This window comes from Bradyrhizobium sp. USDA 336 (assembly GCF_044908355.1).
Lineage (GTDB): Bacteria > Pseudomonadota > Alphaproteobacteria > Rhizobiales > Xanthobacteraceae > Bradyrhizobium > Bradyrhizobium yuanmingense.
The window spans coordinates 342,887-357,041 of sequence record NZ_JBIYDC010000002.1 but is presented as its reverse complement, the minus strand read 5'-3'; the positions used below and the strand labels follow the sequence as shown (position 1 = coordinate 357,041).

Here is a 14,155-nt window from a genome sequence, read left to right as displayed (position 1 = left end):
CTGGACATCTTAGTGGGCCGCCGCCCCGGCGACGCCGAGATGGCGCTCCAGGACAGAGGGGTCGGTCTTCAGCGCGGCGCTCGGAGCGTCGTGGACGATCGTTCCGCGCTCCAATATCACAACGCGATCGGCGAGCCCCAAGATCTTTTGGGCATTCTGCTCGACGATGATCGAGCAGATACCTCCGGACCGGGTGATGGTCCCGATCGCCTTCAAGAGTTCCTCGACGATGATGGGCGCAAGGCCCTCGGTCGGCTCGTCCAGCAGCAGGACTTTCGGATTGAGGGTAAGTGCGCGGCCGATCGCCAGCATCTGCTGCTCGCCGCCGGAGAGTTGGTTGCCGAAATTGCTCCGTCGCTCCTTCAGCCGCGGGAACATCTCGTAGACCTTCTCGACCGTCCAGGGACCGGGCTGCGCTACGGCGGTCATGTTCTCTTCCACCGTCAGCGAGCGGAAGATGTTACGCTCCTGCGGCACCCAGCCGATGCCGGCGCGCGCCCGCTGGTCGGGCCGCATCGCCGTGACATCGGTGCCGGCCAGCGCAATGGAGCCTGCGAAGCGGCGCGTGACGCCGACGATGGAGTTGATCAGCGTGGTCTTGCCGGTGCCGTTGCGCCCGAGCAGCGCCAGCACCTGTCCTTCGGCGAGACGGAGCGTCATCTTCGGCAGCACCACCGCCTCGCCGTAGCCGGCGCGAAGCGAATCGATCGCGAGCAGGTCAGACATCGACCGCCTCCTCGCCGAGATAGACCGCCTTCACCTGCGGATCGCGCGCGACCTCTTCGGGCGGGCCTTCGGTCAGCAGCGCGCCCGAGACCAGCACCGAGATGCGATCAGCAAAGGAGAACACGAGGTCCATGTCGTGCTCGATCAGGAGCACGGTGACGTCCCGCGGCAGGCTGCCCACAACGGCGAGAATGTCGTGGCGCTCGCTCTCGGGCACGCCGGCGGCGGGCTCGTCGAGAAGCAGCACGCGCGGCTTGGCCGCAATGGCCACCGCGATCTCGAGCAGGCGCTGCTTGCCGTAGGGCAGCGTCACGGTCTCTTCGTTCATGACGTCGAGCAGATGGAAGCGGGAGAGCAGATCGGCGGTCTCGCCATTGACGTCGTTGCGCGTGCCCATCCGTCGCCACCAGTCGCCGCCATGGCCGAGGCGCTCGGAGACCGCGAGCCCGATGGTCTCGAGCGGCGTGAGATCAGGATAGAGCTGATTGATCTGGAAGGTGCGCGACAGTCCGCGCAGCACGCGCTTGTGCACCGGCAGATCGGTGATGTCCTGACCTTCGAGCAGGATGCGGCCCGAGTTCGGCTTCAGCACGCCCGTGAGCTGGTTGATGACCGTGGTCTTGCCGGCACCGTTCGGGCCGATCAGCGCGTGGCGGGCGCCCTGCTCGACCTTCAAGGACAGATCGCGGGTGACGCGGAGGCCGCCGAACTGCTTCTCGAGATTTTGGGTTTCGAGCGCGATGGTCATGAATCGCTCTCCGGCACGGCAACGATCGCATTGCGCCCCGCAATCCGCCCGATGATCAGGTTCGGCACATACAGCACCCAGCGATGCAGGCGCTGGCGGCCGACCAGCACGATCACGACCAGCACGAGGCCGATCCAGAACTGCCAGTATTGCGGCGTGATGGTCGAGAACAATTCCTGGAGCAAGCGGAAGATCACCGCGCCGATCAGCCCGCCATAGAGATAGCCGGTGCCGCCGATGACCAGCACCAGCATCAGGTCCGCGGAGCGCTCCATAGAAAACACGTCCAGCGAGGCGATCGCGGTCGTCTGGGTGAACAGCGCCCCGGCAATGCCGGCATAGAACGCAGCCAGCGTATAGATCGCGACCAGGCGACGGTTGACCGGAATGCCAATGGCGGCGGCCCGGAGGGGATTGTTCTTGATGGCGCGCAGCGACAGGCCGAACGGGGAATGCACGACGCGGCGGGCGAACAGGAACAGCAGGAACAGCACGGCCAGCGAATAGAAGAAGCCGGCCTTGCCGAACATGTCGAACGGGATCTCGCCGAAGATCGGCTGCATCTCGATGCCCTGCAGGCCGTCGGTTCCGCCGGTGATATTGGAGAAGCGCTCGGCGAGCGCTTCCAGCAGCAACGCAATGCCGAGCGTCACCATCAGGCGCGTCAGGTCGACGCCGCGGATCACCAGAAAGCTGGTGGCAAAGCCGAGCACCATGGCGGCAAGGCCGGCGACGATCAGCGCCAGCACGGGCTCCTTGACGATGCCGTGCAGCGCCAGCAGCCCCGCGGCATAGGCGCCGACGCCGAAGAAGGCGGCATGGCCCAGCGAAACGATGCCGGCATAGCCGAGGATGAGATCGAGCGACATCGCGAACAGCGCGAGGCGCAGGATGTCGGTCATGATCAGATAGCGCGAGGGAAATGCGAAGCCGCAGGCCAGCACGATCAGCCAGAAGGCGATTTCGCCGTAGTGCCAGCGCGCCTTGCGCTGGGCATGATGGCCGACGTCGGAAGCAGCGCTCATCGGCGCACTCAACGCGCGGCCGTGCGGCCGAACAGGCCGTTCGGGCGCCAGATCAGGATCACGATCATGATGGTGTAGATCACGAAGGGGCCCATCTTCGGCACGTAATATTTGCCGGCGACGTCGCCGATGCCGAGCAGCAGCGAGGCGAGGAACGGGCCCGTTATCGAGGAGGAGCCGCCGACGGTGACCACGATCAGGAAGTAGATCATGAACTTCAGCGGGAAATACGGATCGAGGCCGAGGATCTCGGCGCTGAGCGCGCCGCCGAGGCCGGCGAGCCCGCAACCGAAGGCAAAGGTGAAGGCGAATACCTGCGGCACGTTGATGCCGAGACCGCTCGCGGCGCGGGGGTCATCGACCGCCGCCCGCAGGCGGCTGCCGAAACGCGTCTTCGCCAGAACCATTTGAAGCGCGATGGTCAGCAGACCGCAGATCACGATGATCATCAGCCGGTAGCGGCCGATACCGACGCCGAACAGATCGAACTGGCCTTGGAGCGCGGCGGGCAAATTGATGAAGACCCGCGAGGATCCCTGGATGTAATTCGACGGCTGCCACCGACATGAAGGTCAGTCCGATCGTGAACAGCACCTGGTCGAGATGGCTGCGGGCGTAGAGATGACGGTACAGCGTCCGTTCGAGCGCGATGCCGATTGCAGCCGAGGAGACGAAAGCGAGCGGCAAAGCGGCAAAGAACGGCCAACCCATCCGGTTGACCAGCACCATGCAGATATAGCCGCCGGCCATGGCAAAGGCGCCATGGGCGAGATTGACGAAGTTCATCAGGCCGAGCGTGACCGCGAGCCCGCAGGCGAGCACGAACAGCAGCATGCCGTAAGCGACGCCATCGAACAGGTTGGTGAGGATTGCGGTCATCGGCAGTCGAGGGTCATCTCAAGTGTGGCCAAGGGCCGTGCTGCACTCCCTCTCCCGCTTGCGGGAGAGGGTTGGGGAGAGGGTCTTTCCACTTGGAGGACTCCCGACGAGGAGAGAACCCTCACCCGGCGCTCCGCGCTCACCTCTCCCGCAAGCGGGAGAGGTGAGGAGAGCCCCGGGATGACGCGCTTTCGCGCGTCACTTCTTGGTCTTGCCGAGATCTTTGACAGCCTCGAAGGTCGCGAACTCGACGTTGTAGAGTTCGCCATCCACTTTCTCGACCTTGCGGATGTAGATGTTCTGCACGATGTCGCGGGTCTCGGGGTCGATCGAGATCGGACCGCGCGGGCTCTCCCACTTCTGGCCCTTCATGGCCTCGATCAGCTTGTCGCCGTTGGTGTCGCCACCTGTCTTCTTCAGCGCCTCGTAGATCAGGTGGATGCCGTCATAGCCGCCCACGGCCATGAAGCCCGGACGGTTGCCGAAGGCCTTCTTGTAGGCCGCGACGAAGTCCTTGTTCATCTGCGAGGGGTGCGCCGCGGAATAGAGATGCGCGGTGACCGTGCCGAGCACGGCGTCGCCCATGTTGTTGAGCAAATCGTCGTCGGTGACGTCGCCCGGCCCGATCACCTTGATGCCGGCCTTGTCGAGGCCACGCTCGGCATATTGCTTCATGAAGTTGCCGCCCTGGCCCGCCGGCACGAACACGAAGATCGCGTCCGGCTTTGCGTCCTTCATGCGCTGCAGGAACGGAGCGAAGTCGGGATTCTGCAGCGGCACCTTGACTTCTTCGACCACCTCACCGCCGCCGGCCGTGAAATGCTGCTTGAAGAAGTTGAGCGCGTCATTGCCCGGCGCGTAGTCCGAGGTGAGCGTCGCGACCTTCTTGATGCCGTTCTTCACCGCCCAATCGCCGATGATGGTCGAGGACTGCGCCAGCGTGAAGCTGGTGCGCACGATATAGGGAGAACGTTCGGTGATAATGGAGGTGCCGGCCGCCATCACGACTTCAGGAATCTTGGCCTGGGTGGCCAGCGGCGCGGCGGCGAGCGCGGCCGGCGTCACGCCGAAGCCGGCGATGAAGTTGACCTTGTCGTTGACGATCAGCTCCTGCGCGGCAGTCTTGGTCTTATCCGGGATCGCCGCGTCGTCCTTGACGATGATTTCGATCTTCTTGCCGGCGACGGTGTCGCCCTTCTGCTGCATGTAGAGCTTGATCGCGTTCTCGATCTGCTTGCCGGTCGAGGCCTGGCCGCCGGTCATCGGCAGGATCAGCCCGATCTTGACCGTGTCTTGCGCCTTGGCAGGCGCGACGGCCGCGAGGCCCGCGCTCGCAACGACCGCTGCGGTGCGTAAAAAAATCCTGCGTTCGAACATCAGATGTCCCTCCCCTTCATTCCCTCACCTCTTGTGCGCCGGACCGAGTACCCGGTCCTTGCCGCGCTTCACTCACGGACAAGCCATGCCGTGCGGCCACATGGCGTCCTCTGCAACCCCGTTGTCAATCGAACGTTGGGCGACCATTCGGCGCAAGCCGCGCAATCTGCCTCAACAACGGCGGAGAGCTATTTGTACGATTGTACAAATGAAATGGTCCTGTCAACGAAAAAGCCCTGTGACACTGGGCCGGAGGGCGATGGCTTTGCCAGCCTACGAGGGCCGCACCACACCGGGGATGGAGGATTCAGTCTCTCATTTGCAGAATCCGGACATCTCAAGTGCGTCCGTGGCATTCCCCGTCCTACGATCCGTCCAATGACAAATACCCGGTGTATACCGTATCAACTGCCGCGACCTCATCAAGTGCAAAATATGCCTATTATAATACCTTCTCTGTATACAGCTTTACCTCCCTCGAATAGGCCAATTTTACGTATTGAGAGATATGGTTGCCGCTGACGCCTATGGCGCTCCACCATCCGCGCCCCGTCGGGGGCACGACCAGAGATATTCATGCGTTCTCTCTCGCTTTCGATCGCCGCCGCACTCGCCCTGCTCAATCTCGCAGGCTGCGGGACGGTCAACGAGAAGCTCTCCGCCGGGATGGGCGACTACGTCCCGCAATGGGCCGGCGGCCTGCCCGCCGATGCGCCGCCGCGGCCCGGCACCCCGCAATACGATGCCTACATGAAGGAGCGCGAGCGCAAGCGGCTGATGCCGGCGGCCGATCGCGAGAAGGAAGAACAGGCCCAGAAGGGCGCGACGGGGACAACGTCGTCTGGCGCGGGACGCTGAGGAAGCGAATGGCGAATAGGGAGTAGCGAATAGGGCGCTCTCCCGCTTCCACTCACTATTCGCCACTCTCCATTCGCTAATCCACGAACACCACGGTCTTGCGGCCGTTGAGAATGACGCGGTCGTCGAGATGGTAGCGGATGGCCCGGGCCAGCACGCGGCGCTCAATGTCACGGCCTTTGCGGACCAGATCTTCCGGCGTGTCACGATGGCTGATGCGTTCGACGTCCTGGTCGATGATGGGGCCCTCGTCGAGATCGCGCGTGACGTAATGCGCGGTGGCGCCGATCAGCTTGACGCCGCGCTCATGGGCTTGGTGATAGGGCTTGGCGCCCTTGAAACCCGGCAGGAACGAGTGGTGGATGTTGATGCAGCGCCCCGACAGCTTTGCCGAGAGATCGTCGGACAGGATCTGCATGTAGCGGGCGAGCACCACCAGATCGGTCTTCGTCTTGCCGACGAGGTCCATGATCTGTGTCTCCTGCTCGCGCTTGGTCTCCTTGGTGACGGGCAAATGGTGGAAGGGGATGCCGCCGAAATCGAGCCCGGCATAGACCTCGCGTGGGTGGTTGGAGACGATCGCGGTCGGAATCATCGGCAATTCGCCGGTTCGCCAGCGATAGAGGATGTCGACCAGGCAGTGATCGGACTTCGACACCAGCAGCATCACCTTGCGATGCGCAGCGCGGTCGCGCATCTGCCATTCCATGCCGAAACGCTCGGCGATCGCGGCGAAGCCGGTCTGCAGCGCCGCGAGTTCCACGGCAAGATCGGCCGCTGTGAACACCACCCGCATGAAGAATTTCTTGGTCTCGACGTCGTCGAACTGCTGGGCGTCGAGGATGTTCTGTCCGTTATGAGCGAGAAACGTCGAGACCGCCGAGACGATGCCTGGGCGATCCGGACAGGACAGGGTCAGGACATATTGATGGTCGGGCAAGGCTCGGCTCTTGATGAAGGTTTGTGCAGCGGAACGATCCAGCGGATTGCGCCCTGCTCTAGCACCGACCCGCCCTTGCGCCAATCCCAGCCGCGGAGTCAGGATGAACGGACAATTGCGAATTCTCAACGGAGCATACCCATGGCCGACCGCTTGAACGGCTACCGCATCCTGATCCTGGAAACGCGCGAGGAGGCGCAGTTTTCCAAGCTTCTGGCCGAGCAAGGCGCCGAGGTCGTGCAATGCCCGATGTTCACCATCCATGATGCGCCGGATCCGGCTCCAGTCGAGGCCTGGATCCGCCGCGCCATCGACAAGCCCTTTGACGATCTCGTGCTGATGACCGGCGAAGGCCTGCGCCGCATCATGAAGCTCGCCCGTGCCCGCGGGCTCGACGCCGCCCTTGTCGCGGTGCTCGCCAAAGCGCAAAAATTCACCCGCGGCCCGAAGCCGGGCAAGGCACTGCGCGAGATCGGCCTCGAGGCGCAGCAGACCACGGAGAAGCCGACCACCGAAGGCGTGATCGAGATGCTGGCCAGACTCGACCTGAAGGGGCGGCGCCTCGGTCTCCAGCTCTATCCCGACAAGGATCACAGCGCGCTGACCGGCGCGCTGGCTGCGCAAGGCGCCGACGTCGATACGGTGCTGCCCTACGTCTACGATTCCAAGGCTGCCGATGCCAACATCGTCGCCGCCATTGACGACATGGCAGAGGGACGCATCGACTCGATCGCCCTGACCAATCTCGGCCAGGTCCGCCGGCTGATCGAGATTGCCAAGGCGCGTGGCAGCGAGACGAAGCTGCGCGCAGGTCTCGAACGCACGCTGATCGCATCGGTCGGCCCGGCCGTTTCCGGCGAGCTCGCAGCGCATGGCTTGCGCACGGACGTCTCACCCGCCGACGAAGCCTACTTCATGCGTCCTCTGATCTCGGCCATGGCAACTGCGTTGGCCGACAGGAAAGCGGCCAGCGCAGCGAGGTAAGAGCCGAGCGCGGGGGCGGCCTGCGGCGGCTGCAATTGACACCGGCATCGCCAGCGTTAGGTTGCGCCACAGCAAGAAGAAACAACAAGGTTAAGGAAATCGCCGTGACACGCGTCATCGCGTTGTGAGCGCCACTGCACGACCTTCGGCGCTCGCGCCATTCCGCATCCGCAACTACCGCTTCCAGTGGCCGTCCGATCTGCTCACCTCCTGGGCCTTCGAGGTCGAGACGCTGGTGCTCGGCTGGTACGTCATCGTCGAGACCGGCTCGGTGCTGCTGCTCACGCTGCTGGCTTCACTCCAGTTCGTCGGAACATTGGTCGCGCCCGTGTTCGGCATGATCGGCGACCGGATCGGCCATCGCGATCTCCTGGTTGTCATGCGCCTTGCCTATACGGCGCTGTCGTCGACCATCATGGTCCTGGCGCTGAGCGGTCATCTGTCTCCGCTGAGCGTCATGATCATCGTCACGATCATGGGCTTGATCCGCCCCTCCGATCTCGGCGTTCGCGGCGCGCTGCTCGCCGATATCATGCCGGCCGAGCAGCTGGTGGGCGCCATCAGCGTTGCGCGCACGACCCAGGACAGCGCGCGCATTGCCGGAGCGTTGACAGGGGCCGGGCTGTTCGCCGTGCTCGGTATCGGCCTCGTTTATATGGCGATCGCCTGCCTTTACTTCACGGCAGCGCTTCTCATGCTCTGCCTGACTCGGCCGAAAAGGACCGTCATCACGAGCGATCTTCCCGCAAGCAGCCACACCGTTTCGCGGCTGCTTGGCGACCTCAAAGAGGGGATCGTTTATGCCTGGAACGGGCCGGCAATGCGCGCGGCGCTGTGCGTCGCTTTTCTGGCGAATCTCACCGCATTTCCTTTCACGGGCGGATTGTTGCCCTACATCGCGCGGGAGATCTTTCACACCGACCAGACCGGCCTCGGATATCTCTCGGCGAGCTTCGCCGTCGGCTCGCTGATCGGCTCCATCACGCTCAGCCTGGTCGGTGGCGTACGCATTGCCCGGCTTCTGATCGGCGCAACGCTGGCCTGGTACGCCATGCTGCTGGTGTTCGTCGAGGTCAGGACGATGCCGGTGGCGATGGCCTGCCTCGTCCTCGCCGGTATCACCCAGAGCATGTCGATGATCTCGGCTGCCGTCATCCTGATGCGCACCGCGAGTGCACATCTGCGCGGCCGTGTCATGGGCGTGCGCATGATGGTGATCTATGGCTTGCCGATCGGACTGCTCGCGGCCGGCAGCCTGATCGACGTCATCGGCTATTCCGCGACGGGCGCGCTCTATGCCGGCGCAGGATTCGTCGCGATGCTGGCAATCGCGATCCGCTGGCGCGCCGATCTGTGGCCGGCGCACGCGCCGGCCAATGCGCGATGACGGCGTCCCCGCAACGACGTCAGACCTCCTCCGGCGGCGATCTCAGTGGAAGCAACGCCGCCACCCGCGAATCGCGCAAATAGAGACCGCCCCAGGCAAGACCAGCAAGATAGACGCCGAACAGCATATGGCTGAAGAGCGGGTTGCCGACCCGCAAGTGAACAGCCACGGTGCCGCCCATATAGGCGGTCAGCAGGATCGCACCGAGCACGGCCGTTCGCGGGAGGGCGTAGAGCGCGGTGCAGGCCAGCGCCACCACGCCCAGCGCGCGCGCCAGATCGGCCGACGGGGGATAGCCGAGCTCGGCGGTCGCGTTGATCACGACGTCCAGGGGGACGAGCTTCATCCCGGCATCAAACAACATGAAGGCAATCACGAGCCCGCTCATGACGGAGCCGGCCACATGTCTCGACGTGGACATCGTCATCACCCTACGACGCCTTCCCCTTGAGAAGCGCGACGATGGCCATCGCATGGCCATGGCCAAGGCCGAACTCGTCCTTGAGCGCGGCCACGATGGCACCCGCTTTCACGCCGGCGGCCAATCCCGCCCCGGTCGAAAAACCCCGGTCCTTGCCCCATTTGCGAAACTGGTCCGGGCTCTTGCCGGTCTTGGCCTGGATATTGTCGAGATAGGCCTTGAAACTCACCGCAGCGCTCCTCCGATGTTCGCTCCACCAGCGCGGCCGGAGCGATCCAGGCATATTGCGGTCAGGACGCGGTCGTCTTGTATGAAAACGACAATTGCGGCCGCTCGCGCGAGAGGCGCGCAGGCGTCATGCCGATCAGTTGCCTGACCGAGCGGGTAAGATGGGCCTGATCAAAATAGCCGGCGCCCGATGTCGCGTCGAGAACGGAGCTGCCGCTCACCAGCAAGGCCGCGGCGCGACGCGCCCGCTGGATCTGCTGATGGCTGCTGAACGTCATGCCCGTAACGCGACGAAAGTGGCGCTGAACCGAACGCCGGCTCATCCAGTCGACGTCGCCGTCGATCGCCGCATCGGTCGCGTGGCTGCGTGCGATGACACCCGCGCGCGCCATGCGAGCGACGAGACTTTCCGCATCGTCGTAGCCTGGAATGTCCCAGCTCAGACGCGAAAACAGAAAACGGCCGTTGGGCAGCACCGGCAACTGCATGTTTTGATGGTCGATCAGTGCGCTCGTCGGCATCTGCGGCAGGTAGGTTCCCAGCCGAAACCGGATCGCGAGCCATTCGCCGTTCGCGGGACATTCGACGAGTGTCCCGCGGGTGACCGGCCCTCGGAGCGTCACCGCCAGAAGCTCCGGGAGCCTGGTGACCACAAGCTCAATATTTCCCTCGGCCATCGACAGGAACGAGCCGCCACGCCGGCTCCGGCTGCGCCATACCCGCTCGACGTAAGGCGAGTCCGACGCGCGATCGTCGAACTCTATGAGCACGGAAGCACCGGGAATGCGCAGATCATCGTTCCTCCCCATAGCTCCCGAGCCGCGCGATATCGAGAATCGTGACCCCGCCATATTCGAGCCGCAGCAGCCCCTCCTTCTCCAGCCGGTTCAGCGCGCGGTTGGCGTTCTGGCGGGACATGCCGGAGAGCGCTCCGATCTCCTCCTGGGTGATCTCCAGATGCGCGGTCGATTCCGGATAGAGGATCGGGTTGAACAGCGAGGCGATGCTGCGGGCGAGGCGCGCGGTGGCATCGAGCGTGCGGTTGACCTCGAGCATGCCGATGAACTGGCCGAGCCGCTCGTTCAGCTGGCGCACCAGGAAGCGGTTGAAGCCGACGCTGTTCTCGAACAGCCACATGAAGGCGCTGCGTTCCATCAGCGCGATGCGGCTGTCGCGCAGCGCGACCACGTCGTAGCGGCGCGGCTCGTTCTTGAGCACGCTGCCCTCGCCGAACCAGGCCCCTGCCGTCAGCCCGGCAAGGCTGGTCTCCTTGCCGTCGCGCGAGACCCCGCCCATGCGGGCAAGGCCGCCCACCATGCCGGCCCAATAGGCAAAGATATCACCGCGCATGAACACGCTCTCGCCGGTGCCGTAGGACCGTTCCGTGATTCCGGCGCGCGCAACCTCGATCTCGGCTGGTGTGAGCTCACGCGACCAGGCGGCAATGCGCTTCAGATGATCCTCTGAAATCATGATCTCGAAGCCAGCCGCACCGTTCTGTCACCCCTTGCTCCTGTTGCACTGCAACAGAATCGCTTCGGCCCATCCATCCGACGAAAGATGAAGACCCGCTCGGGCCGACAAACTTTGTCGCAGAATTGTCAGGCCGGAGACATTTCAAAATAGCGCTTTCCCCTATTGAGGACCACCTCGGGCGATGCGGCTTTTGATCCCTCACGGGAACGAAGGTGGCGCCGGTCCGGTCGAGACCAATAGCTGCATGGTCTGGCCGGCACGACCGTACTAGGATCGCCTGGCAGGAACGGAAGAGCGCCAATCAAGCGCCATCACCGGGAGGGATTCGTTTGGTGGCTACCAGTCTCGAAGTGCGCGGCGTGTCCTTACGATTCGGCGGCGTCCGTGCGCTGACCGACGTCAGCTTCGCTATCAGGGATGGCGAGCTGTTCTCGATCATCGGCCCCAACGGCGCCGGCAAGACCTCGATCGTGAACTGTATTTCCGGCCGCTACAAGCCGACCGAAGGCCAGCTGTTCTATCAGGACCGCGACATCACGGGCTTGACGCCGAATGCCCGCGCCTCACTCGGCATCGGCCGCACCTTCCAGAATCTCGCGCTATTCCACCACATGAGCGTGCTCGACAACATCATGGTCGGCCGCCATCACCTGCTGAGGAACAATTTCCTCACAGGCTCGCTGTACTGGCTCACCGGCGCGCGCAAGGAGGAGCTCGAGCACCGTCGCAAGGTGGAAGAGATCATCGACTTCCTCGATCTGCAGTCGGTGCGGAAGGCCACCGCCGGCACCCTCTCCTACGGCCTGCGCAAGCGCGTGGAGCTCGCCCGCGCCATGGCGCTGGAGCCGCGCCTGATCCTCCTCGACGAGCCCATGGCCGGCATGAATTTCGAGGAGAAGGAGGACATGGCCCGCTACATCGTCGATCTCAACGAGGAGTTCGGGATGACGGTGGTGATGATCGAGCACGACATGGGCGTGGTGATGGATATCTCCCACCGCGTCATGGTGCTGGATTTCGGCAAGAAGATCGCCGAGGGCGATCCGGCGACCGTGCTCGCCGATCCGCACGTCAGGCGCGCCTATCTCGGCGAAGAGGACGAGGTGCTGGTCGATCCCGATGATGCCTCTCCGGCGCAGGAGAGCGCGGCATGATGGATTATGCGGGCCGCGTCGCGCAGGCCGACACCTATCCGAAGATGCTCCGGCTCAATGCCAGGGAGCACGGCAACGAGATCGCAATGCGCGAGAAGGATCTCGGGCTCTGGCGCATCTTCACCTGGAACGACTATCAGTCGCGCGTGCGCGATTTCGCGCTCGGCCTCATCGAGCTCGGCCTGGGCCGCGGTGACGTCATCGGCATCATCGGCGACAACCGGCCCGACTGGGTCGCGGCAGAAGTTGCGACGCATGCCATTGGCGGCCTCAGCCTCGGGCTCTATCGCGACGTGCTGGACGAGGAAGCTTCCTATCTCCTCAACTATGGCGAGGCGCAGCTGGTCTTCGCCGAGGACGAGGAGCAGGTCGACAAGCTGCTCATCCTTGCCGAGCGCGTGCCGAAGCTGAAGCACATCATCTATTCCGATCCGCGCGGGATGCGGAAATACGACGACCCGCGCCTGATGCCGGCGGAGAAGTTCGCCGAGCTCGGCCGCGCCCGCGCTGCACGCGAGCCGGAGCTCTACGACAGGCTGGTCGATGCCACGAGGGGCGAGGACGTCGCGATCCTGTGCACCACGTCCGGCACCACCTCGCATCCGAAGCTCGCGATGCTCGCCGCCGGCCGCGTACTCGGCCATTGCGCCACCTATCTCGCCTTCGACCCCAAGGGTCCCGACGATGAATATGTCTCGGTGCTGCCGCTGCCCTGGATCATGGAACAGGTCTACGTGCTCGGCAAAGGTCTGCTCTGCCGGATGAAGATCAACTTCGTCGAAGAGCCGGACACGATGATGAACGATCTGCGCGAGATCGCACCGACCTTCGTGCTGTTCGCGCCCCGCGTCTGGGAATCGATTGCCGCCGACGTCCGTGCCAAGGTGATGGACGCAACGCCCTTCAAGCAGCGCCTGTTCGACATCGGTATGAAGTCGGGCCTTGCCGCGCTCGAACAGGGCAAGAGCTCCGGCTTTGCCGACGCGATCCTGTTCCGCGCGCTGCGCGATCGCCTCGGCTTCACCCGGTTGCGCTCGGCCGCGACCGGCGGTGCGGCGCTCGGGCCTGACACCTTCAAGTTCTTCCAGGCCATGGGCGTGCCGCTGCGCACGCTCTACGGTCAGACCGAGCTGCTCGGGGCCTACACGCTGCATCCCGAGGGCAAGGTCGATCCTGATACCACCGGCGTACCGATGGCCGATAATGTCGAGATCCGTATCGACAATGCCGACGTCCACGGCGTCGGCGAGATCGTCGTGCGGCACCCCAACATGTTCCTCGGCTACTATAAGAACCCCGAGGCCAGCGTCGCCGACATCAAGGACGGCTGGATGTGCTCGGGCGACGCCGGCTATTTCAACGCCAACAACCAGCTCGTCGTCATCGACCGCATCAAGGATCTCGCCGAAACCTCGCGCGGCGAGCGCTTCTCGCCGCAGTTCATCGAGAACAAGCTGAAATTCTCGCCCTATATCGCCGAAGCCGTGGTGCTTGGGGCCGGCCGTGACGCGCTCGCGGCAATGATCTGCATCCGCTACTCCATCATCTCGAAATGGGCGGAGAAGAACCGGCTCTCCTTCACGACCTACAGCGACCTCGCCTCACGGCCGGAGGTCTACGCCCTGCTGCAGAAGGAGGTCGAGACCGTCAACGGCACGCTGCCGCCGGCCCAGCGCATCTCGCGCTTCCTGCTGCTCTACAAGGAGCTCGACGCCGACGACGGCGAGCTCACCCGGACGCGAAAGGTGCGCCGCGGCGTCATCAACGAGAAATACGCCGGCATCATCGATGCCATCTACCGCGGCGATTCCGACATCCCCGTCGACACCGTGATCCGCTTCCAGGACGGCACCACGCAGCGGGTGCGAACGACGCTGCGGGTGGTGGACCTCGGCGGGCACGGGCACATGGCGGAGGCTGCGGAGTGATACAGATCCTCGTTATGCGCGGGC

Annotated in this window: 14 protein-coding genes and 1 pseudogene; 5 read left to right on the top strand and 10 right to left on the bottom strand. The window is 64.1% G+C overall.

The window, feature by feature from the left end; all coding sequences use genetic code 11:
* Positions 1 to 9 precede the first annotated feature (9 nt).
* The 5 genes and pseudogenes from ABIA45_RS02455 to ABIA45_RS02435 all read right to left on the bottom strand — a co-directional run bounded on the left by ABIA45_RS02455 (position 10) and on the right by ABIA45_RS02435 (position 4,755).
* A complete protein-coding gene (locus ABIA45_RS02455; RefSeq protein ID WP_404539593.1) occupies positions 10 to 726 on the bottom strand; it encodes an ABC transporter ATP-binding protein in 717 nt (238 codons plus the stop codon).
* Positions 719 to 1,474 (bottom strand): ABC transporter ATP-binding protein, encoded by a 756-nt coding sequence (locus ABIA45_RS02450; protein WP_271537381.1) that lies wholly within the window; start codon positions 1,472 to 1,474, stop codon positions 719 to 721. The genes ABIA45_RS02455 and ABIA45_RS02450 overlap by 8 nt, the downstream gene beginning before the upstream one ends.
* The gene (locus ABIA45_RS02445; protein WP_128266401.1) at positions 1,471 to 2,499 is read right to left on the bottom strand and encodes a branched-chain amino acid ABC transporter permease; all 1,029 of its coding nucleotides are present in this window, start codon (positions 2,497 to 2,499) and stop codon (positions 1,471 to 1,473) included. The genes ABIA45_RS02450 and ABIA45_RS02445 overlap by 4 nt, the downstream gene beginning before the upstream one ends.
* Positions 2,500 to 2,507: 8 nt before the next feature.
* Positions 2,508 to 3,378 (bottom strand): annotated as a pseudogene (locus tag ABIA45_RS02440) (branched-chain amino acid ABC transporter permease).
* 198 nt (positions 3,379 to 3,576) lie between these two features.
* The gene (locus ABIA45_RS02435; RefSeq protein ID WP_271537378.1) at positions 3,577 to 4,755 is read right to left on the bottom strand and encodes an ABC transporter substrate-binding protein; all 1,179 of its coding nucleotides are present in this window, start codon (positions 4,753 to 4,755) and stop codon (positions 3,577 to 3,579) included.
* 576 nt (positions 4,756 to 5,331) lie between these two features.
* Here ABIA45_RS02435 and ABIA45_RS02430 point away from each other — a divergent pair.
* Positions 5,332 to 5,613 (top strand): hypothetical protein, encoded by a 282-nt coding sequence (locus ABIA45_RS02430; RefSeq protein ID WP_271537376.1) that lies wholly within the window; start codon positions 5,332 to 5,334, stop codon positions 5,611 to 5,613.
* A gap of 76 nt (positions 5,614 to 5,689) precedes the next feature.
* On the opposite strand, the gene purU is transcribed toward ABIA45_RS02430, so the two are convergent.
* Positions 5,690 to 6,553: a formyltetrahydrofolate deformylase gene (gene purU, locus ABIA45_RS02425; RefSeq protein ID WP_036015720.1), complete on the bottom strand. Its 864-nt coding sequence runs from the start codon at positions 6,551 to 6,553 to the stop codon at positions 5,690 to 5,692.
* Positions 6,554 to 6,694: 141 nt separating this feature from the next.
* On the opposite strand from purU, the gene ABIA45_RS02420 reads away from it, so the two are divergent.
* Together ABIA45_RS02420 and ABIA45_RS02415 are read left to right on the top strand one after the other, a co-directional pair.
* On the top strand, positions 6,695 to 7,537 hold the full coding sequence (locus ABIA45_RS02420) for a uroporphyrinogen-III synthase (protein ID WP_404651006.1): 843 nt from the start codon (positions 6,695 to 6,697) through the stop codon (positions 7,535 to 7,537).
* A 124-nt stretch (positions 7,538 to 7,661) separates the two neighbouring features.
* Entirely contained in the window at positions 7,662 to 8,924 is a 1,263-nt protein-coding gene (locus ABIA45_RS02415; protein WP_404651005.1) for an MFS transporter, read from the top strand.
* Between the two features lie 19 nt (positions 8,925 to 8,943).
* Here ABIA45_RS02415 and ABIA45_RS02410 read toward each other — a convergent pair whose 3' ends face one another.
* From ABIA45_RS02410 to ABIA45_RS02395, 4 genes are all read right to left on the bottom strand, one after another.
* Complete coding sequence (locus tag ABIA45_RS02410; RefSeq protein WP_404651004.1) at positions 8,944 to 9,345, bottom strand: DoxX family protein; 402 nt, start codon at positions 9,343 to 9,345, stop codon at positions 8,944 to 8,946.
* Between the two features lie 10 nt (positions 9,346 to 9,355).
* Positions 9,356 to 9,574 carry a DUF4287 domain-containing protein gene (locus tag ABIA45_RS02405; protein WP_036015710.1) on the bottom strand — a complete coding sequence of 73 codons (219 nt, stop codon included), beginning with the start codon at positions 9,572 to 9,574 and terminating at the stop codon, positions 9,356 to 9,358.
* A 61-nt stretch (positions 9,575 to 9,635) separates the two neighbouring features.
* The gene (locus tag ABIA45_RS02400) at positions 9,636 to 10,382 is read right to left on the bottom strand and encodes a helix-turn-helix domain-containing protein (RefSeq protein ID WP_404651003.1); all 747 of its coding nucleotides are present in this window, start codon (positions 10,380 to 10,382) and stop codon (positions 9,636 to 9,638) included.
* Entirely contained in the window at positions 10,366 to 11,046 is a 681-nt protein-coding gene (locus ABIA45_RS02395) for a Crp/Fnr family transcriptional regulator (protein ID WP_036015705.1), read from the bottom strand. Before ABIA45_RS02395 ends, ABIA45_RS02400 begins: the two co-directional genes overlap by 17 nt.
* A 335-nt stretch (positions 11,047 to 11,381) precedes the next feature.
* Between ABIA45_RS02395 and ABIA45_RS02390 the strand changes: the two genes are divergently transcribed.
* Together ABIA45_RS02390 and ABIA45_RS02385 are read left to right on the top strand one after the other, a co-directional pair.
* Entirely contained in the window at positions 11,382 to 12,203 is an 822-nt protein-coding gene (locus ABIA45_RS02390; protein ID WP_128266395.1) for an ABC transporter ATP-binding protein, read from the top strand.
* Positions 12,200 to 14,131 (top strand): long-chain fatty acid--CoA ligase, encoded by a 1,932-nt coding sequence (locus ABIA45_RS02385; RefSeq protein WP_404651002.1) that lies wholly within the window; start codon positions 12,200 to 12,202, stop codon positions 14,129 to 14,131. Before ABIA45_RS02390 ends, ABIA45_RS02385 begins: the two co-directional genes overlap by 4 nt.
* The last annotated feature ends 24 nt before the right edge of the window (positions 14,132 to 14,155 follow it).

Excerpts from the sequence above, each read along its gene's own strand:
- ABIA45_RS02385 (WP_404651002.1), top strand. The coding sequence starts at position 12,200 with ATGATGGATTATGCGGGCCGCGTCGCGCAGGCCGACACCTATCCGAAG.
- ABIA45_RS02435 (WP_271537378.1), bottom strand. The coding sequence starts at position 4,755 with ATGTTCGAACGCAGGATTTTTTTACGCACCGCAGCGGTCGTTGCGAGC.
- ABIA45_RS02410 (WP_404651004.1), bottom strand. The coding sequence starts at position 9,345 with ATGTCCACGTCGAGACATGTGGCCGGCTCCGTCATGAGCGGGCTCGTG.
- ABIA45_RS02395 (WP_036015705.1), bottom strand. The coding sequence starts at position 11,046 with ATGATTTCAGAGGATCATCTGAAGCGCATTGCCGCCTGGTCGCGTGAG.
- ABIA45_RS02445 (WP_128266401.1), bottom strand. The coding sequence starts at position 2,499 with ATGAGCGCTGCTTCCGACGTCGGCCATCATGCCCAGCGCAAGGCGCGC.
- ABIA45_RS02400 (WP_404651003.1), bottom strand. The coding sequence starts at position 10,382 with ATGGGGAGGAACGATGATCTGCGCATTCCCGGTGCTTCCGTGCTCATA.
- ABIA45_RS02450 (WP_271537381.1), bottom strand. The coding sequence starts at position 1,474 with ATGACCATCGCGCTCGAAACCCAAAATCTCGAGAAGCAGTTCGGCGGC.
- ABIA45_RS02430 (WP_271537376.1), top strand. The coding sequence starts at position 5,332 with ATGCGTTCTCTCTCGCTTTCGATCGCCGCCGCACTCGCCCTGCTCAAT.
- ABIA45_RS02420 (WP_404651006.1), top strand. The coding sequence starts at position 6,695 with ATGGCCGACCGCTTGAACGGCTACCGCATCCTGATCCTGGAAACGCGC.
- ABIA45_RS02455 (WP_404539593.1), bottom strand. The coding sequence starts at position 726 with ATGTCTGACCTGCTCGCGATCGATTCGCTTCGCGCCGGCTACGGCGAG.